16 protein-coding genes are annotated in these 19,364 nt (G+C 73.1%); 2 read left to right on the forward strand and 14 right to left on the reverse strand.

Translation table 11 applies throughout. The features are described 5' to 3' along the window. Positions 1-34 precede the first annotated feature (34 nt). The 10 genes from C7456_RS04880 to C7456_RS04925 all read right to left on the reverse strand — a co-directional run bounded on the left by C7456_RS04880 (position 35) and on the right by C7456_RS04925 (position 10,934). A complete protein-coding gene (locus C7456_RS04880) occupies positions 35-2,692 on the reverse strand; it encodes a sensor histidine kinase (protein WP_109722642.1) in 2,658 nt (885 codons plus the stop codon). 30 nt (positions 2,693-2,722) lie between these two features. Continuing rightward, positions 2,723-3,301 carry a potassium-transporting ATPase subunit KdpC gene (kdpC, locus tag C7456_RS04885; RefSeq protein ID WP_109722643.1) on the reverse strand — a complete coding sequence of 193 codons (579 nt, stop codon included), beginning with the start codon at positions 3,299-3,301 and terminating at the stop codon, positions 2,723-2,725. A gap of 11 nt (positions 3,302-3,312) precedes the next feature. Then, a complete protein-coding gene (locus C7456_RS04890; protein ID WP_109722788.1) occupies positions 3,313-4,767 on the reverse strand; it encodes an outer membrane beta-barrel protein in 1,455 nt (484 codons plus the stop codon). Between the two features lie 119 nt (positions 4,768-4,886). Next, a complete protein-coding gene (locus C7456_RS04895) occupies positions 4,887-5,093 on the reverse strand; it encodes a hypothetical protein (RefSeq protein WP_109722644.1) in 207 nt (68 codons plus the stop codon). A gap of 73 nt (positions 5,094-5,166) precedes the next feature. Further along, positions 5,167-7,239, reverse strand: a complete 2,073-nt coding sequence (gene kdpB / locus C7456_RS04900) for a potassium-transporting ATPase subunit KdpB (protein WP_109722645.1) — start codon at positions 7,237-7,239, stop codon at positions 5,167-5,169. A gap of 3 nt (positions 7,240-7,242) precedes the next feature. Then, positions 7,243-9,045, reverse strand: coding sequence for a potassium-transporting ATPase subunit KdpA (gene kdpA, locus C7456_RS04905; RefSeq protein WP_109722646.1), 1,803 nt, complete (start codon positions 9,043-9,045; stop codon positions 7,243-7,245). After that, positions 9,042-9,134 carry a K(+)-transporting ATPase subunit F gene (kdpF, locus tag C7456_RS04910; RefSeq protein ID WP_109722647.1) on the reverse strand — a complete coding sequence of 31 codons (93 nt, stop codon included), beginning with the start codon at positions 9,132-9,134 and terminating at the stop codon, positions 9,042-9,044. The genes kdpA and kdpF overlap by 4 nt, the downstream gene beginning before the upstream one ends. 258 nt (positions 9,135-9,392) lie before the next feature. Further along, positions 9,393-9,671, reverse strand: a complete 279-nt coding sequence (locus C7456_RS04915; protein WP_139942897.1) for a pentapeptide MXKDX repeat protein — start codon at positions 9,669-9,671, stop codon at positions 9,393-9,395. Positions 9,672-9,746: 75 nt separating this feature from the next. Then, on the reverse strand, positions 9,747-10,403 hold the full coding sequence (locus C7456_RS04920) for an NrsF family protein (RefSeq protein WP_109722649.1): 657 nt from the start codon (positions 10,401-10,403) through the stop codon (positions 9,747-9,749). A 6-nt stretch (positions 10,404-10,409) separates the two neighbouring features. Beyond that, positions 10,410-10,934 carry a sigma-70 family RNA polymerase sigma factor gene (locus C7456_RS04925; protein ID WP_109722789.1) on the reverse strand — a complete coding sequence of 175 codons (525 nt, stop codon included), beginning with the start codon at positions 10,932-10,934 and terminating at the stop codon, positions 10,410-10,412. Positions 10,935-11,196: 262 nt separating this feature from the next. On the opposite strand from C7456_RS04925, the gene C7456_RS04930 reads away from it, so the two are divergent. Continuing rightward, positions 11,197-12,921, forward strand: coding sequence for a cytochrome c biogenesis protein DipZ (locus C7456_RS04930; protein WP_109722650.1), 1,725 nt, complete (start codon positions 11,197-11,199; stop codon positions 12,919-12,921). 130 nt (positions 12,922-13,051) lie between these two features. After that, complete coding sequence (msrB, locus tag C7456_RS04935) at positions 13,052-13,660, forward strand: peptide-methionine (R)-S-oxide reductase MsrB (protein ID WP_109722651.1); 609 nt, start codon at positions 13,052-13,054, stop codon at positions 13,658-13,660. A 136-nt stretch (positions 13,661-13,796) separates the two neighbouring features. On the opposite strand, the gene nadD is transcribed toward msrB, so the two are convergent. The 4 genes from nadD to leuS form a co-directional block, all read right to left on the reverse strand. Then, the gene (gene nadD / locus C7456_RS04940) at positions 13,797-14,471 is read right to left on the reverse strand and encodes a nicotinate-nucleotide adenylyltransferase (protein ID WP_109722652.1); all 675 of its coding nucleotides are present in this window, start codon (positions 14,469-14,471) and stop codon (positions 13,797-13,799) included. Between the two features lie 352 nt (positions 14,472-14,823). Next, on the reverse strand, positions 14,824-15,855 hold the full coding sequence (holA, locus tag C7456_RS04945; RefSeq protein WP_109722653.1) for a DNA polymerase III subunit delta: 1,032 nt from the start codon (positions 15,853-15,855) through the stop codon (positions 14,824-14,826). 318 nt (positions 15,856-16,173) lie between these two features. Continuing rightward, positions 16,174-16,722 carry an LPS-assembly lipoprotein LptE gene (locus C7456_RS04950; RefSeq protein WP_109722654.1) on the reverse strand — a complete coding sequence of 183 codons (549 nt, stop codon included), beginning with the start codon at positions 16,720-16,722 and terminating at the stop codon, positions 16,174-16,176. A 5-nt stretch (positions 16,723-16,727) separates the two neighbouring features. Next, positions 16,728-19,364, reverse strand: a complete 2,637-nt coding sequence (gene leuS, locus C7456_RS04955; RefSeq protein ID WP_109722655.1) for a leucine--tRNA ligase — start codon at positions 19,362-19,364, stop codon at positions 16,728-16,730.

Below are 19,364 nucleotides of genomic sequence, written 5' to 3' on the forward strand. Positions count from 1 at the left end.
CAACGGGCCAGCGTGCCGGCAGGCGGCCGCCGCCTCACGGCTGGTCCGGCGGCGCGGGCAGCGGCAGCGAGACGCGGATGGTGGTGCCTCCGCCGGCGCGGGGCAAGGCCTCCACGCTGCCGCCGTGCGCGCCGATCATGCCGCGGCAGATCGCCAGCCCCAGCCCGGTGCCCTGCGGCGAGCGGTCGCCGCGCGACACCGAGTAGAACATGTCGAAGATGCGCGCGCGCTCCTCCTCCGGGATGCCGGGGCCGCGGTCGCCCACCTCGATCAGCAGCCGCTCGCCCACCACGCGCGCCTCCACCTGCACGGCCTGGTCCGGCGGGGAGAAGCGCGCGGCGTTCTCCAGGATGTTGAACAGCGCCTGCTCGATCAATGCGGGGTGCACGTAGAGCAGCACGGTGTCGGCCGGCAGCGCCGTGTCCACGCGCAGGTCGGGGAACAGCCGGCGCAGGCGCGCCACCGCGGCGGCGACGATCTCGGCCACGTCCACCCAGTCGCGGTTGAGCTTGAGCGTGCCGTGGCCGAGCCGGGTCATGTCGAGCAGGTTCTGGATGTAGCGGTCCAGCCGCTGGCCCTCGCCCAGGATGGCTTCCAGCAGCTGGGCGCGCTCCTCCGCCGGCAGCTGCCCGCCGTAGCTGGCCAGCGTGCCGGCCGCGCCGATCATCGAGGCCAGCGGCGAGCGCAGGTCGTGCGAGACCGAGGACAGCAGCGCGCTGCGCAGCCGCTCGGTCTCGCCCTGCACGCGCGCGCTCTCCAGCTCCTCCGCCAGCCGCGCCCGCTCCAGCGCCAGGCCGATGTCCTGCGCCATCGCCAGCGCCAGGCCGCGGCGGTCGGCGTCGGGCTCGCCCTCGTCCGCGCCGAAGCGCAGCGCGGCGGCGCCGAGCGGGCTGTCCTCGCTGCCCAGCGGCAGGGTCCAGCAGCCGGCGGCGTTGAGGGTGTCGGTGTAGCGACCGGCGGGCTCCGCGTGGCGGTCGCTCCAGTCGGCGGCGGCCACGTCCTGCGCGCTCAGCGCCAGGTCGCGCGGCCAGGTCGAGAGCACCCGCATCGTCCTGTCCGCGTCGCGGCCCAGGATCGCCGCCTGCGCGCCCAGCGCCTGCGCCAGCGCCTGCGCGCCCACGTCGCGCACGCCCTCGGCGTCGGTGCTGGCGGCCAGCCGCTGCCCCAGCGCCAGCAGCGCCCGCGCGCGCGTCTGCGCGCCGCGCAGCGATTCCACCTGGGTGGCCAGCCGGGTCGCCATGCGGCTGCACACCAGCGCCACCACCAGGAACAGCAGCACCGCCAGCACGTCGTCCGCGTTGGCGATGGCGAGCGTGTAGCGCGGCGGCGCGAAGAAGAAGTTGTAGCCGAGGAAGCACAGCGCGGCCGTATAGACGGCCACGAGCATGCGCGTGCGCGTGGCCACCGCCAGCACGGCGGTGAGGAAGATCAGCGCGAGGTTGGCCACCGACAGGTAGCGGTCGGCCAGGAACGCCAGGCCGAAGGCCGCCAGCGTCGCCAGCGTGGCGAAGGCGTACTCGCGGCGCGTGCCGCGGCCGCCGGGCAGCTGCAGGCGCCGCCGCGCCCGCGCGCGCTCGGCCGGGGTGGCGATGATCGCCAGCTCCAGGTGGGCACCGCGGCGCAGCAGCTGCTGGGTGAGCGACAGGCCCAGCATGCGCGCCAGCGGCCGCTCGCGCGTGCGCCCCAGGATGATCTGCCCCACGCCCTCGCGGTCGGCGTGCGCCAGCAGCTCGTCGGCGATCGCCGGCCCGCGCAGGATCACCGCGTCGCCGCCGAGCCGGCGCGCCAGCCGCATCGCCGCGTCGACGCGCTCGCGGCGGGCCGGCTCGACCGCGCCGCCGGTGTCGACGAAGGCCACGCTCCACGGCGCGCCGCGCCGCTCGGCGATGCGCCGCGCCACGCGCACCAGGTACTCGCTCTGCGCGTGGCCGTCGATCGCGGCCAGCACGCGCCGGCGCACCGGCATGGCGCCGCCGCGCGCCAGCATGTGCTCGCGCAGGTCGCTCTCCACGTGGCTGGCCACCGTCTCCACCGCCAGCTCGCGCAGCGCGGCCAGGTTGGTGGGCGAGAAGAAGGCGTCCAGCGCCGCCGCCGCGGTCTCGGGCACGTACACCTTGCCTTGCTTGAGCCGCTCGATCAGCTCGCGCGGCGGCAGGTCCACCAGCACGATGTCGCGCGCGCGGTCGAGGAAGGCGTCCGGCACCGTCTCGCGCACCGTGATGCCGGTGATGCGGCGCACCTGGTCGTTGAGGCTCTCCAGGTGCTGCACGTTGAGCGCGGTGTAGACCTCGATGCCGGCGTCGAGCAGCTCGGCGATGTCCTGCCAGCGCCGCTCGTGGCGCCCGCCCGGCAGGTTGCGGTGCGCCAGCTCGTCGACCAGCAGCACGGCCGGCCGCCGCGCCAGCGCGGCGTCCAGGTCGAATGCCTCGAAGTCGCGCTCGCGGTAGCGCACGCCGCGCCGCGGCAGCACCTCCATGCCTTCGAGCAGCGCGGCGGTCTCGGCGCGGCCGTGCGTCTCGACCAGCCCCACCACCACGTCCACGCCCTGGCGCTTGAGTTCGCGCGCGGCCGAGAGCATGGCGTAGGTCTTGCCCACGCCGGGCGCGGCGCCGAGGAACACCTTGAGCCGGCGCTGCTCCTCCTGCACGGCGCCGAGCAGGGCGTCGGCGCGGGCCTGGCGGTGGTCGTTCATGCATGCTCGCTGGCGGTGGGGCGTCCTACGTTAGCGCTTCCGCAGGGCATCGAGCGCAAGATTGAGCCCGAGCACGTTCACCCGCGGCTCGCCGAGCACGCCGAACTGGCGGCCGCGGGTGTGCGCCTCGACCAGTGCCAGCACCTGGTCCGGCGGCAGGCCGCGGGCGCGGGCCACGCGCGAGACCTGGTAGCGCGCGGCGGCCGGGCTGATGTCCGGGTCCAGGCCGCTGCCGGAGGCGGTCACCAGGTCGACCGGCACCGGCGCGGCGTTGCCCGGGTCGGCCGCGCGCAGCGCGGCGATGCGCTGCCTGGCCGCGTCGGTCAGCGCCGGGTTGGTCGGGCCCTGGTTGGAGCCGCCGGACGCGGCGGCGTTGTCGGCCATCGGGCTGGTCGCCGACGGGCGGCCCCAGAAGTACTTCGGGTCGGTGAACGACTGGCCGATCAGGGCGGAGCCGACCGGCTTGCCCTCGCGCGTCACCAGGCTGCCGTCGGCCTGGGCCGGGAACAGCAGCCGGGCCAGGCCGGTGACGACCAGCGGGTAGGCGACGCCGGTGAGCGCCGTCATCAGCACCAGCATGGCCAGCGCATTGCGAACGAGTTTGCCCATGTCCGTCGTCCTCAGAAGTGCAGGATGGCATCCACCAGCGCGACGGCCTGGTAGTTCTTCTTGCCGCCGTCGTAGGCGTCCACGTCGTACGAGCGCTCGTAGCGGAGCTCCGGGCGGATTTCGAGGTCCGGCGACACCCAGTGCGTCATGCCCAGCGTATGGCTGCTGTAGTGCGTGGCGTAGCCGGTGCGCTGGCCTTTCTGGTCGTTGTAGAACTCGTTGCGGAACGTCAGCATGCTGCTGGAGCTCAGCTCGAAGTTGAGGTAGTTCACCACGCCGTATTCGGCCGCCTTGCCCGGATAGGGCGACGAGGCCACCACGCCGGGCTCGCCGCCCGGCCCGAAGCCCGGGACGTTGCGGCCGTACATGTAGTAGCCCTCGGTCTGCATGTGCACCTTGCGGCTGAAGCGGTGGCCCCAGGTCATCACGTACATCTGCACGTTGTTGTAGTTGTAGTCGGAGGTGTTCCAGTTGTTGATGCAGGGGTAGAGCATGTCGTTGTTGTCGGCCGACACCCAGCGCACGCAGGCCTGCAGCGCCGGGCGCGCCGAACGGTTCCACGGCGCGGTGTCGTTGCTGGCGTTCACGCCGATCTGCAGCGTCCACTGCCGGCTCAGCCGCGTGGTCGTCATGATGCCGGTCTGGGTGTACGGGTCGACCGTGTACAGGATCGAATGGGTGAGCAGGTAGTTCTGCGGGGAGAACTGCGCCTCGATGTCGGGCAGCGACAGGTAGCGGCCGATGCGGACCACCATGCCCTCGGCGACCGTGGGGATGTAGAGGTCGTAGTAGAACAGCATGGGGTCGATGCCGTAGACCTTGCCGGGCAGCGGGCCGTTCGAATTGGGGTGGTTCAGGAGCTGGTTGCTGAACACGCCCTTGGTCACCGTGTAGTGGTAGTCGTAGCCGTACAGGGTGGAGATGTTGAAGCCCCAGTCCACGTGGTCGGTCTGCACGGTGTCTTCCGCGCGGGTGACGTTGAGCACCAGCTGGTCGAACTCCACGCGGTCGGGCCGCGTGGCGTATGACAGCGGATAGTTGGTGAAGCTGGACGAGCTGGCGTTGGCCGACGGATTGATCCAGCCGTTGACCTCGATGCGGTGGCGCTTCATCCAGCCGCCGAGCTTCGTGCATGCCAGCGCCTTCTGCACCGGGTACTGGCCGTAGGCGACCGGCACGCCGATGGGCGCGGGCACGCCGCCGAGCTGCCATTCGCCGTTGGGGAACGGCGGCGCGTCCAGCGGCGCGTCCATGGCGCGGCGCTCCGGCGCGGGGGCGTTCGGGTCGGCCGGCTGCGCGTCCTCGCGGTAGGCCGCGGCCAGGCGCGAAAAGAAGCCCCGCGAACAGTCGCCGCTGGACGGCGGCGGCGCCGGCTCGGCGGCGGCCACCTGGTCCGCCGTCGCCGCGACGACGGTCGCCGGCCGGGCGTCCAGCGCGCCGGCCAGGGCCTGGGAGAGCGGCGTCATGGCGATGACGGCCGCCAGCGGAAAAGCTTTCACGTAGCGCATAGATACCTTGGATTGCCGGTCCACGGGGACCGTCTTGTCGGTGGATGAATCCTCGCCGTGGCGACGGCGCGGATGCCTCAGATGCCGGCGTAGCCGCCCAGCACGTAGTCGTCGCTGTCGGGCGACTCGGTGTCGTGCAGGGAGCGCCCGCCCTTGCCCGGCGGGCGCGGCCCGCCGGGCAGCGCGATCACGACGTCGCAGTCGGCGTCGTTGGCCGACAGCCGCAGTTCCATGTCGGGGTGCGTGTCGTCCGGCAGCGAAATGGAGAGCCTGAGCGTTTGCATGGTTGGCCTCGGGGAAAAAGACGGTGGGGGTGTCCGCGCCGGCGTCGCCCTGCGGCGGCGCCGGCGCGGCGAGTCAGGCCAGTCCCAGCAGGACCAGCAGCATGTCGATCAGCTTGATGCCCACGAACGGCACCGCGATGCCGCCCAGGCCGTAGACCAGCAGGTTGCGGCGCAGCAGCGCGCCGGCGCCCAGCGCGCGGTACTTCACGCCCTTCAGCGCCAGCGGGATCAGGAAGACGATGATCAGCGCGTTGAAGATCACCGCCGACAGGATCGCGCTCTGCGGCGTGGCCAGGCGCATCACGTTCAGCGCGTCGAGCGCGGGGTAGGTGGTGGCGAAGGCGGCCGGGATGATCGCGAAGTACTTGGCGATGTCGTTGGCGATGGAGAACGTGGTCAGCGCGCCGCGGGTGATCAGCATCTGCTTGCCGATCTCCACCACCTCGATCAGCTTGGTCGGGTTGGAGTCCAGGTCGACCATGTTGCCGGCTTCCTTGGCCGCCTGCGTGCCGGTGTTCATCGCCACCGCCACGTCGGCCTGGGCCAGCGCGGGCGCGTCGTTGGTGCCGTCGCCGCACATCGCCACCAGCCGGTTCTCGGACTGGATGTCGCGGATCAGCTTGAGCTTGGTCTCCGGCGTGGCCTCGGCGAGGAAGTCGTCCACGCCCGCCTCGGCGGCGATGGCCGCCGCGGTGAGCGGGTTGTCGCCGGTGATCATCACGGTCTTGATGCCCATCCGGCGCATCTCGGCGAAGCGCTCCTTGATGCCGCCCTTGACGATGTCCTTCAGCTCGATCACGCCGAGCGCCGCGTCGTCCTCGGCCACGACCAGCGGCGTGGCGCCGCGGCGCGCGACGTCCTCGGCCATGCGCTTGACCATCGGCGGCAGGTGGCTGCCGCGGGATTCCAGGTGGCGCTCCACCGCGTCCAGCGCGCCCTTGCGGATGCGCCGGCGGCCGATGTCCACGCCGCTCATGCGGGTCTGCGCGCTGAACGGCACGAACTGCGCGTGCAGGGCTTCCAGCGCGTGCTCGCGCAGGCCGAAGCGCTCCTTGGCCAGCACCACCACGCTGCGCCCCTCCGGCGTCTCGTCGGCCAGCGAGGCGAGCTGCGCGGCCTCGGCCAGCCGGCGCTCCTCCACGCCCGGCGCGGCATGGAAGGCCACCGCCTGGCGGTTGCCCAGGGTGATCGTGCCGGTCTTGTCCAGCAGCAGCACGTCCACGTCGCCGGCCGCCTCCACCGCGCGGCCGGAGGTGGCGATCACGTTGGCGCGGATCATCCGGTCCATGCCGGCGATGCCGATCGCCGACAGCAGCGCGCCGATGGTGGTGGGGATCAGGCACACCAGCAGCGCGACCAGCACGGTCAGCGTGATCGGGTGGCCCTGGCCCGCCGCCTGCACGCTGTAGATCGAGTACGGCAGCAGCGTGGCGCAGGCCAGCAGGAAGATCAGCGTGAACTTGGCCAGCAGGATGGTCAGCGCGATCTCGTTCGGCGTCTTGCGCCGCGCGGCGCCCTCCACCATCGCGATCATGCGGTCGAGGAAGCTCTCGCCGGGGTTGCGGGTGATGCGCACCACCAGCCAGTCCGACAGCACCTTGGTGCCGCCGGTGACCGCGCTGCGGTCGCCGCCGGACTCGCGGATCACCGGCGCGGACTCGCCGGTGATCGCGCTCTCGTCCACGCTGGCGGCGCCGGCCACCACCTCGCCGTCGCCCGGGACCGGGTCGCCGGCCTCGACCAGCACGTAGTGGCCGGCGCGCAGCTCGCTGGACGGCACGAAGGTGATGGCGGCGTTGCGCTCGGCGGCGGCCAGCCTCTTCGCCACCACGTCCTTGCGCGAGCTGCGCAGCGCGGCGGCCTGCGCCTTGCCGCGGCCCTCCGCCAGCGCCTCGGCGAAATTGGCGAACAGCAGCGTGAACCACAGCCACACGCCGACCCAGAAGATGAAGCCGGCCGGCGCCTCGCCGTGGCCGGCGACGGCCTGGACCCACAGCAGCGTGGTCAGCACGCTGCACACGAACACCACGAACATCACCGGGTTGCGGAACTGCAACCGCGGCGACAGCTTGCGGAACGAATCGGCCACCGCCTTGAGGACCAGCGCGCGGTCGAGGCCGCGGACGGCATGGGAATGCGTATTCATCGATCAATGTCCCGACATCAGGTATTCGGCGATCGGCCCGAGCGCCAGCGCCGGCAGGAAGGTCAGCGCGCCGACCACGATCACCACGCAGGCCAGCAGCACCACGAACAGCGGGGTGTGCGTGGGCAGCGTGCCGGCCGATTCGGGCACGTGGCGCTTGGCGGCCAGCGAGCCGGCCATGGCCAGCATCGCGATGGCCAGCGGGAAGCGCGCGAAGAACATGCACAGGCCCAGCAGCACGTTCCAGAACGGCGTGTTCGCCGAGAGCCCGCCGAAGGCGCTGCCGTTGTTGTTGGAGGCGGAGCTGACCGCGTAGAGCACCTCGCTGAAGCCGTGCGCGCCGGGATTGGCGATGCCGGCCACGCCGGCCGGCACCAGCACGGCGACCGCGGTGCAGATCACCACCAGCGCGCACGGCAGCAGCACGGCCAGGCTGGCCATCTTCATCTCGTGCGCCTCGATCTTCTTGCCCAGGTATTCCGGCGTGCGCCCCACCATCAGGCCGGCGATGAACACCGCCACCACGGCGAAGGCCAGCATGCCGTACAGGCCCGAGCCGACGCCGCCGAACACCACCTCGCCCAGCTGCATCAGCCACATCGGCACCAGGCCGCCCAGCGGGGTCAGCGAGTCGTGCATCGCGTTCACCGCGCCGCAGGAGGCGGCCGTGGTGATCGCTGCGAACAGGCCGGAGGAGACGATGCCGAAGCGCGTCTCCTTGCCCTCCATGTTGCCGCCGGCCTGCAGCGCGGAGGCGTGCGCGTCCACCGCCAGAGCGTGCAGCGCCGGGTTGCCGGCCTGCTCCGCCGCGACCGCGCCGAGCGCCAGCGGGACGAAGATCAGCAGCATCGTGGCGAGGAGCGCCCAGCCCTGCCGGCGGTCGCCCACCATGTGGCCGAAGGTGAGGCACAGCCCGCCGGGGATCAGGAAGATCGCCAGCATCTCGACGAAGTTGGAAAACGGCGTCGGGTTCTCGAACGGATGCGCGGAGTTGGCGTTGAAGAAGCCGCCGCCGTTGGTGCCCAGCTGCTTGATCGCGATCTGCGAGGCGGCCGGGCCCATCGGCAGGGTCTGCGCGGTCACCGCGACCTCGCGCGTCAGCGCGTGGCCGGCCGCGTCCTTGCGCGCGTTGCCGGCGGCGTCCTTGAGCGTCTCCGTGTAGCTGCTGGCCTGCACCAGCGGCACGTCCACGTAGGGCTTGAAGTTCTGCACCACGCCCTGCGACACCAGCAGCAGCGCCATCAGCAGCGACAGCGGCAGCAGCACGTACAGCGTGCCGCGCACCAGGTCCACCCAGAAATTGCCCAGGCCCTGGGCGCTGCGCCGCACGAAGCCGCGCACCACCGCCACCAGCACCGCGATGCCGGTGGCGGCGGAAAGGAAGTTCTGCACCGCCAGGCCCAGCATCTGGGTCAGGTAGCTCATCGTCGACTCGCCGGCGTAGCCCTGCCAGTTGGTGTTGCTGGCGAAGCTGATGGCGGTGTTCATCGCCGAGTCGGGCGACACCGCGCCGAAGTGCTGCGGGTTGAGCGGCAGCCATGGCTGCAGGCGCTGCAGCGCATACACCGCGAGCAGGCCGAGCACGTTGAACGCCAGCATGGCCAGCGCGTAGCGCTTCCAGCCCATGTCCTCGGCCGGGTCGACGCCGCACAGGCGGTAGATGCCGCGCTCCGCGCGCGCCCCGAAGCGGGTGACGCGGTTGGGCGCGTCGGCGAACACCCGCGCCATGTAGGCGCCCATCGGCTTCACCAGCAGCAGCAGCACGGCCAGGAACAGGCCGACCTGGAGACAGTCGTTGGCGGTCATTCGAACCACTCCGGCTTGAGCAGGGCCACGCACAGGTAGCCGGCGAGCGCCACCGCGATGGCGATGGCCAGCCCGTAGATCAGGGTCATGGGGGAAAATCCTTCGGGAAGTCGCGCTGCGGCTCAGCGCCGGCCAAGGCGGTCGCAGACCAGCAGGAAGCCGACCGTGGCCGCGGTGAGCACGAAGGCGAAAAGCAGATAGATGACGTCCAAGGGCGCCGTCTCCTCGTAGCGAACGGCGCGCACTGTAGGAACCGGCGCATAAGAAAGGGGTAGCGGGAAGCCGCTACCCCGTATAGATCGCGTAAAGATTTCCGCGGCGGCCGGCGCGGGCCGCCGCGCCACGGCCTACTTGCCGCCGTCGGACTTCATCGCGTCGCCGGACATGCCGCCGCCCGCGTCCCTGGCGTGGCGCTTCATCGCCTTGTGGCCCGGCTTCATCGCGTCCTTCCCGGACTTCATCGCCTCGCCCTTCATGGCGTCGTCCTTCTTCATCGTCGCATCGTGCCGCATGCCGTCCTGCTGCATGGCGGTGCCGGCGCCGGCCGGCGCCGTGGCGTCCTGCGCGAAGGCCGGCGCGCCGCAGAGCATGGCGAGCGCCAGGACGACGGGAATGCGTGCTTTCATGGTGGTGTCCTCGGAAAGATAAGGGATGGAGGCGCGGGGCCTCCAGCGCTTCCTTCGCCGCCGACGCCGCCGCGGTTACGCGGCCTTCGACAGCAGCCGCCCGCCCATCGCCGCGTTGGCGGCCACCACCAGCGCCACCGCGAGCGCGTGCATCGCCAGGTCGGTCGCGCTGGCGTCGAAGGCGTGGCAGATCTCCAGCAGCGTCGCCGAGGCCGCCGCGCTGGCCAGCCCCGCCAGCACCGCGGTCAGCACCGGCCGCAGCGGCGCGGCGCGGCGCAGCAGCCACACCAGCAGCGCCGACAGCGGGACCGAGAAGGCGACGATGAACGCCAGGCAGTCCGGCGCCTCGCGCAGCGCGGCGACGTGGGTGGCCGGCGCGACCCAGCCGCGCAGGCAGCCCAGCCCGCTGGCGCCGATCCACAGCAGCGCGCCGGGCAGCGGCAGCCAGGCCCAGCGCGCGCTGCGCCCGGGCACCGCCAGCGCGAACGCGGCCCAGGCCGCGCCGACCGCGGTGAGCAGCGCGCCGATGCCGGCCCAGGCCAGGTCCGGCGTGCCGCGCCAGCGCGCCAGCATGCCGCCGGCGCCGTAGTGCCAGAACAGCGCGGCGGCGATCGCCGCCACCGCCAGCAGCCAGCCCAGCGTGCGCCGCCACGGCGGCGGCAGCCGGCGCACCGGCGCCAGCTCGGCGCCGAGCGCGGCGATCAGGCTGTCGTGGGAGCGCGGATCGGTCATGGCGGTTCAGTCGTCTCCGTGGAAGCGCGTGCGCAGCGCCTTCAGCGCGCGATGCAGGTTCACCTTCAGCGCGCCGGTGCGGCGGCCGGTGCGCTGCGCCGCCTCGGCCAACGAGCGCTCGCGCAGGCCGAGCTGCTCCACCGCCTCGCGCTGGCCGGGCGGCAGCGCGGCGATCGCCGCGCGCAGCCGGGCCGCCTGCTGCGCGCGCTCGGCATCGGCGCTGGCGTCGTCGGCGCCGGCGTGGCGTTCCAGCGCCAGCTCGTCGCTCACCTCGCGCCGCGCGCGGCGGCCGTGGCCGCGCAGCGCGTCGATCGCGCGGCGTGCGGCCAGCGCGCCCAGCCAGGCGTCGTAGGAGCGCGCCGGGTCGTAGGTGTGGCGCACCCGGTGCACGCTGAGCAGGGTCTCCTGCACCACGTCGTCCAGCGCGTCCGCCGGCACGCCCTGGCGGCGCGCCACCGCGCGGATCAGCGGCACCGAGTCGGCCAGCACGCGCTCGTAGGCGCGGCGGTCGCCGGCCTGCGCGGCGGCCATCCACGCGGCGCGGCGCTGGTCGCTGGTCTCGCTGGCGGGAGGGTCGGCTGGCACGGGGACGCGGGAATCCGCCCGGAGGACAAGGGCGTCATCTAGTCGCATCGGCGCGGCGGCGGTCAAGTCCCACATGCTGGCGGATTCGCGGCGGGGACTGCCGCGGTTACTCCGTGGCCGCGTGGAGATGCCTTCGCGGCCGGACACCGGAGTAACTTCATCCCCGCCGGCAGCGAATGCCCGGCCAAGCCCCCACGGAAACGCATCCATGCTCGTGCTGATCCTCGCCTACCTCGGCGGCGTCCTGACCATCCTGAGCCCGTGCATCCTGCCGGTGCTGCCGTTCGTGTTCGCGCGCGCCGACCGGCCGTTCGCGCGCAGCGGGCTGCCGCTGCTGGCCGGCATGGCGCTCACCTTCGCGCTGGTCGCCACGCTGGCGGCGGTGGGCGGCGGCTGGGCGATCCGCGCCAACCAGTACGGCCGCTGGATCGCGCTGGCGGTGCTGGCCCTGCTCGGCCTCGGCCTGCTCTCCGCGCACGTCGCCGAGTGGATCGCGCGGCCGTTCGTGGCGCTGGGCAACCGGCTGTCGCAGCGCTCGGCGCGCGACGGCGGCGACTCGGCCGCCGCCTCGTTCGGCCTGGGCGTGGCCACCGGCCTGCTGTGGGCGCCCTGCGCGGGGCCGATCCTCGGCCTGCTGCTGACCGGCGCGGCGCTCAATGGCGCCAGCGTGCGGACCACCCTGCTGCTGCTCACCTACGCGCTGGGCGCGGCCACCTCGCTGGCGCTGGCGCTGCTGATCGGCGGCAAGGTGTTCGCGCTGATGAAGCGCTCGCTGGGCGCCGGCGAATGGGTGCGCCGCGCGCTCGGCGTGCTGGTGCTGGCCGGCGTGGCGGCGATCGCGCTGGGGCTGGACACCGGCGTGCTCGCGCGCGTCTCGCTGGCCAGCACCGGCGGCATCGAGCAGCGGCTGCTCGACGGCGTGCGCCCGGCGCCGCAGCCGCAAGCCCCGCGCGCCGCCGGCGCGCCGCCGCCGGTGGAGGGCGAGCTGCCCCCGCTGGACGGCGCCACGCAATGGCTCAACGGCCCGCCGCTGACCCGCGAGGCGCTGCGCGGCAAGGTGGTGCTGGTCGACTTCTGGACCTACTCCTGCATCAACTGCCTGCGCTCGCTGCCCTACGTGCGCGCCTGGGCCGACAAGTACCGCGACCACGGCCTGGTGGTGATCGGCGTGCATGCGCCGGAGTTCGCCTTCGAGAAGGAGCCGGCCAACGTGGCGCGCGCGGTGAAGGAGCTGGGCGTGGACTACCCGGTCGCGCTCGACAACGACTACGCGATCTGGAAGGGCTTCGACAACGAGTACTGGCCCGCGCACTACTTCGTCGACGCCCGGGGCCGCATCCGCGCGCACCACTTCGGCGAGGGCGAGTACGCGCAGGGCGAGGACGTGATCCGCCAGCTGCTGGCCGAGGCCGGCTACAAGGACCTGCCCGGCGGCTACGTGCAGCCCGGCGCCACCGGCGCGGAAGCGGCCGGCTCGGGCGACGCGCGACGCTCGCCGGAGACCTACGTGGGCTACGCGCGCGCCGAGGGCTTCGCCGGCGGAGCGGCGGCGCACGACGAGCCGTGGGACTACCGCGCGCCGGCCGCGCCGGCCCTCAACCAGTGGACGCTGGACGGCCGCTGGACGGTGCACGACGAGAACGCCGCGCTGGAGCGCGCGGGCGGCCGCATCGCCTACCGCTTCCGCGGGCGCGACCTGCACCTGGTGCTCGGTCCCGGCGGCGACGGCGGGCCGGTGCGCTTCCGCGTGCGCATCGACGGCAGGCCGCCGGGCGCCGACCACGGCATGGACACGGACGCCGACGGCAACGGCACGGTGACCACGCAGCGGCTGTACCAGCTGGTGCGCCAGGCGCACGGCAGCGGCGAGCGGCTGTTCGAGATCGAGTTCCTCGACCCTGGCGTGCGGGCCTATGCGTTCACCTTCGGCTGAGGCAGGGATGCCGCTCCAACTCGCGGCATCGCGGCCCGAGGTCGCTCCCGCAAAGCCGCTGCCGCCCCGTGGGAGCGGCCTCCGGCCGCGACACGCCCGCCCGAAACACCGCACCGACCCGGAGGTCCCCATGTCCCGCCTCGACGAAACCCTCGCCCTGGAACGCCGCCGCTTCCTGCGCGCCGCGCTGGCCGGCGGCGCGGCGGCCGCGCTCGGCGGCGTGCTGCTGCCGCGGCTGCGCGCGCGCGACGCGGCGCCGCCGCCGGCCGCGCCGGCGCCGGGCGCCGACGTGCTGCTGGCCTGCTACGCGGACGACGGCCACTACCTCGGCCCCTGCCACGTGCGCAAGCTGGCGCTGAGCGACGCGCAATGGCACCAGCGCCTGTCCGACGAGGCGTTCGACGTGATGCGCCGCAACGGCACCGAGCGCGCCTTCAGCGGCCCGCACGAGAAACCGCCGGTGCCCGGCCTGTATCGCTGCCCCGGCTGCGACACCGCGCTGTTCGACGCCGCCACGCAGTTCGACTCCGGCACCGGCTGGCCGAGCTTCTGGCAGCCGATCGCCAGGCAGAACGTGGTCGAGACCGAGGACGACAGCTTCGGCTGGCAGCGCACCGCGGTGAGCTGCGCCGGCTGCGACAGCCACCTCGGCCACGTGTTCGACGACGGCCCGCCGCCGACCGGCCTGCGCTACTGCATGAACTCGGTGGCGCTGCGCTTCATTCCGCGCCGGGGCTGAGCGCGGCGGCGAGCCCGCTGGCGGCAGCGCAGGCAGACGTACCGGCCGCAGGAGCCGTTGCGGTCGGACAGGAACGCATCGCAGCCGCGCCACAGCCGGTACAAGTGTGCGCAGCGGCGCGCGCCGGCGACGCCCGTCAGCCGCCGGCGACCGCCCGGTACGGCGCCAGCAGCGCCGGGTCGTCGAACAGCGCCGCCGGCAACAGGTAGCGCGGCTCGCGTCCCTCCGCGAGCAGCTCGCGCACGCGCGTGGCGGAGATTTCCAGCGGCGTCACCGGCAGCGCGACCACGCGGCCGGCGGGCTCGCGGCGCAGGATCGCCGGATCGCCGGCCAGCCGTTGCGCCACGGTCTCGCGCAGCGCTTCCGGCCAGGCGGGCTCCGCGCCCGGCCGCGTCAGCACGCCGAGGTGCGCCAGCCCGAACAGCTCGCGCCAGCGATGCCAGGACGGCAGCCCGGCGAAGGCGTCCTCGCCCACCAGCAGCACCAGCGGCCGCGCGCCCTGCTCCGCGCGCAGCGCGGCGAGGGTGTCGACGGTGTAGGAAGGACCGTCCCGCTCCAGCTCGCGGGTGTCCAGCACCAGGCGCGGCTGTCCCCGCAGGGCCGCCCGCAGCATCGCCACGCGCTGGTCCGCGCCGGCGACCGGCGGCGGGCGGTGCGGCGGCACCCTGGCCGGCAGCAGGCGCACTTCGGCGTCGAGCAGCTCGGCGGCCTCCCACGCGGCGTTGAGGTGGCCCAGGTGCACCGGATCGAAGGTGCCGCCGAGGATGGCGAGGGGGCGCAAGGGCGCCTGCTGGCCTGCGCTCGCGGTCATCGCCGGGAACCTCCCGGCAGGCTCCCTCTCCCCTTCGGGGAGAGGGCCGGGGTGAGGGGCCGGGGCTTGCGGATGCGTCCCCAACAACGCTCGACGGTTACGACCGACCGCGGTCGCCAACCGAAGGCGCCGTCCAAAAAACCGGATTCGAGGCGAGCCGGCAAGCGGGCCTTGCCGCGCCGGGCTCCTGCCTGCGCAGGCGCGACGGGCATGGGAGGCCGTCGCCAGAGTGGCCCCTCACCCCAGCCCTCGCCCCGGTGGGGAGAGGGAGTGGAAGCAGCGCCGCGCGAGGGCGGCCCCTCGCCCCGGCCCTCGCCCCGGCGGGGAGAGGGAGCAAGGAGGCGGGCGGCGCTCATGCCAGCGCCTGCGCCGCGCGCGGCTCGGCGATGGCGGCGATCAGCCGCTCGGCCTCCAGCCAGGCGTCGCCCTGCTCGCGGCCCTTGGCGATGCGGTCGATGCGCGCGGCGCGCGCCAGGCATGCCTGCCAGTGCTCGCGCGGGGCGCGGCGCAGCGCCTTGCGGAACAGCTGCTCGCGCGCCGGCCACAGGCGCTCGGCGCGCGCCTGCGCGGCGAGGTCGCGCGCGTTGGCCAGGCGCAGCGCGAGCTGCAGCTGGTTGACCAGCCAGCCCATCAGGCCGATCAGCTCCTCGCCCTCGGCGCGCAGGCCGGCGAGGATGTGCAGCGCGCGGCCGCCCTCGCCGGCGAAGGCGGCGTCGGTGAGCTTGAAGGCGTCGTAGCGGGCGCTGTCGGCGACCAGCTGTTCCATCTGGGTGGCGTCGATGCGCGGTGGAGCATCGCGGCCGGAGGCCGCTCCCACCAGCACGGCGAGCTTGTCGATCTCCTGCGCGGCGGCGAGCAGGTTGCCTTCCACCCGCTCGGCCAGCAGCGCCACCGCGTCCGGCGTGGCGGCCAGCCCGCGCGTGGCGAGCCGCGCGCCGATCCAGGCGCTCCATTCGTTCGGCCGCGGCGCGTTGAACACCACCATCACGCCGGCCTCGTCGAGCTTCTTCGTCCACGCGCCCTCGTGCTTGCTGCTCCACTCGGTGGCGGTCACCAGCAGGGAGGTGTCGGGCGGCGGCGCGGCGCAGAACTCGGCGATCGCCTTGGCGCCCTCGGTGCCCGGCCGGCCGCCGGGCAGGCGCAGGTCGATCAGGCGCTGCGTGGCGAACAGCGACAGCCCCGCCGCGGAGCGCGCCAGCTCGTCCCAGTCGAAATGCTGGCCGGCGTCCAGCACCACGCGCTCGCCGTAGCCGAGCCGGCGCGCCTGCGCGCGCAGCGCGTCGGCGGCCTCCAGCACCAGCAGCTCCTCGCCGGCCAGCAGGTAGGCGGGCGCCAGCCGGTCGCCGGCCAGCACCTTCTGCCACTGCGCGGGACCGAGCGGCATGGGCGTTAGAGCCTGTTCATGCGCTCCCCGTGCCCCGCGCCGGGAGCTGTTTGCGCGCAGGCCAAGGAAGAACGAAGGAACGCGGGGAGGCGCCATGGATGGCGCCGGCTTTGGGGAGCGAGGGGTGGACCTCGGTCCGCGACTGAGCGATGACGCCGGGATGCGGGCAAACAGCCCCGGCCCGGAGGGTTGTCACCGGGTGGCCGCCAGGCAACAGCGCGCGGCTTGGCCTGCCGGCCAGGCAAGCCGGCGCCACGCCCTGCCGCCTGGCGGCCACCCGATGGCAACGCGGGGTACGGGGAGCGCATGAACAGGCTCTTACGGCTGGCCCGCGCTGGCAGCCGCCGCGGGTGCGGCCGGCGCGGCCTCCTGCGCGTGCCGGCCGGCCGCCTGCAGGCGGAACAGGATGGCCTGCACCATGTCGTCGTTGAGGCTGCGCTGCAGCTCCTCGACCTGGGTGTCGGTGCCCACGGCGTTGGTGGCGTCGTAGCTGAACTCGCGCGACATGTCGATGCGCTGGCGCGGCAGCAGCACCTGGCCGCCGGCATCGTCCATCTCGAACTGCACCTGGTAGCGCACCGCGTACTCGGTGATGCGCGCGGTGCCGCTGATGGTCAGCGTGTCGGTGTTGAACTGCGCCACGGGGATCCTGAGCTCGGCGATGCCGGGGCCGGACTGCTCCTCGACGGTGACGCCGGAGCCTTCCAGCGCGCGGGCCAGGTCGCGCTGCAGCTCGTTGCCGCCGTTCACGGTGAGGTGGATGCGCTGCATCGAGGGCGGCAGCGCCACGCTGCGGCGCAGGTGGAAGCCGCACGCGGCGAGCGCGAGCGTGCCCAGGAGCAGCGTGGCCTTCAGCATGCGGTTCATGGCTTTCATCCTGCGACGATGTTGACGATCTTGCCCGGCACCACGATCACCTTGCGCACGCTCAGGCCCTCCAGGAACGCCTGCACGTTCGGGTGGGCCAGCGCCTGCGCCTCGGCCGCCTCCCTGCCGGCGTCGGCGGCCACCTCGATGGTACCGCGCAGCTTGCCGTTCACCTGCACCGCCAGGGTCAGCGAGTCGCGCACCAGCGCGGCGGGGTCCGCCTGCGGCCAGGGCTGGTCCTCCAGCACGCTCGCCGGGTTGCCCAGCACCTGCCACAGATGATGGCAGACGTGCGGCACCACCGGGTTGAGCAGCAGCACCATGGCCTGCAGCGCCTCGTGGCGCACCGCGCGGCCCTGCTCGCTCGTGTCGGCGAACCTGCCCACCGCGTTGAGCAGCTCCATCAGCGCGGCGATGGCGGTGTTGAAGGAATGGCGGCGGCCGAGGTCGTCGCTCACCTTCTGGATGGTCTCGTGCAGCTGGCGGCGCAGCGCCTTCTGGCCGGCGTCCAGCCGCGCGGGGTCGACCGCCGGGTGGTCCGGCTGCGCGGCGTGCGCGGTCACCTCGCGCCAGAAGCGGCGCAGGAAGCGCGCCATGCCCTCCACGCCCGCCTCGTTCCACTCCAGCGACTGCTCCGGCGGCGCGGCGAACATGGAGAACAGGCGCACCGTGTCGGCGCCGTACTTGGCCACCATCGACTGCGGGTCGACGCCGTTGTTCTTGGACTTGGACATCTTCTCGGTGCCGCCGATCCTCACCGGCCGGCCGTCGGCCTTGAGCACCGCGCCGACCACGCGCGCCTTGTCGTCGCGCTGGATCTCCACGTCCGCCGGGTTGATCCAGTCCTTCGAGCCGTCGGCGTTCTCGCGGTAGAAGGTCTCGGCGATCACCATGCCCTGGCACAGCAGGTTGGTGGCCGGCTCGTCCGAGTGCACCAGGCCCGCGTCGCGCATCAGCTTGTGGTAGAAGCGGAAGTACAGCAGGTGCAGGATCGCGTGCTCGATGCCGCCGATGTACTGGTCCACCGGCAGCCAGTAGTTGGCGCGCTCGTCCACCTGCGTCGCCGCGTTGGGCGAGGTGTAGCGCGCGTAGTACCAGCTCGACTCCATGAAGGTGTCGAAGGTGTCGGTCTCGCGCTCGGCCGCGCCGCCGCACTCCGGGCAGGCGGTCCTGCGCCACTCGGGATCGGCCTTGATCGGCGACTGCACGCCGGAGAAGGCCACGTCCTCGGGCAGCAGCACGGGGAGCTGGTCCTCCGGCACCGGCACGTCGCCGCAGTGCGGGCAGCGGATCACCGGGATCGGGCAGCCCCAGTAGCGCTGGCGGCTCACGCCCCAGTCGCGCAGGCGGTAGTTGACGCGGCGGCGGCCCTTGCCCTGCCGTTCGAGGATGTCCGCGATGGCGTCGAAGGCTTCCCTGTAGTTCTTGCCGTCGAGCGCGCCGGAGTTGACCACGCGCATGTCGGCGCGGGTCTTGTCGCCGTACCACTCCTGCCAGCGCGCGGGGTCGTAGCTCTCGCCGTCCACCGCGATCACCTGCCGGATCGGCAGGCCGTACTTCGCGGCGAACTCGAAGTCGCGCTCGTCGTGGCCGGGCACCGCCATCACCGCGCCGGTGCCGTAGCCCATCAGCACGAAGTTGGCCACCCACACCGGCACCCTGTCGCCGGTGACCGGGTGGATCGCGTGCAGGCCGGTGGGCATGCCGCGCTTCTCCTGCGTCTCCAGCTCCGCCTCGGAGACGCCGCCCCTGCGCAGTTCCTCCAGGAACGCGGCGAGCTCGGGGTTGTTCCCGGCGGCCTTCAGCGCCAGCGGATGCTCGCCGGCGATGGAGACGAAGGTGACGCCCATCAGCGTGTCCGGGCGCGTGGTGAACACGGTCAGCGGCTCGGCCCCGCCCTCCACCGCGAACTCGATCTCCAGGCCCTCGCTGCGGCCGATCCAGTTGCGCTGCATGGTCTTGACCGCCTCGGGCCAGCCGGGCAGGTCGTCCAGGCCGTCGAGCAGCTCCTGCGCGTAGTCGGTGATCTTGAGGAACCACTGCGGGATCTCGCGCTTCTCCACCAGCGCGCCGGTGCGCCAGCCGCGGCCGTCGATCACCTGCTCGTTGGCGAGCACGGTCTGGTCCACCGGGTCCCAGTTGACGACGCTGTTCTTGCGGTAGGCCAGGCCCTTCTTCATCAGCCGCACGAACATGCGCTGCTCGTGCACGTAGTAGTCGGGCCGGCAGGTGGCGAACTCGCGCGACCAGTCGATCGCGTAGCCCAGCGCCTTGAGCTGGCCGCGCATGTGTTCGATGTTGGCGTAGGTCCACCTGGCCGGCGCGGTCCGGTTCTTGATCGCGGCGTTCTCGGCGGGCAGGCCGAAGGCGTCCCAGCCCATCGGCTGCAGCACGTTCTTGCCGTTCATGCGCTGGAAGCGGCTGATCACGTCGCCGATGGTGTAGTTGCGCACGTGGCCCATGTGCAGCGCGCCGGAGGGGTACGGCAGCATGGAGAGGCAGTAGAACTTCGGGCGCGAGGCGTCCTCGCTCACCTGGTAGGCGCGCTTCGCCTCCCAGTACTGCTGCGCGGCGGCTTCCACCGCCTGCGGGTCGTAGCCCGCGCTCTCGTTGCCCGGGGCCTGGTCCTGGATGTCCTGCAT

The sequence above is a fragment of the Fulvimonas soli genome (assembly GCF_003148905.1).
GTDB lineage: Bacteria > Pseudomonadota > Gammaproteobacteria > Xanthomonadales > Rhodanobacteraceae > Fulvimonas > Fulvimonas soli.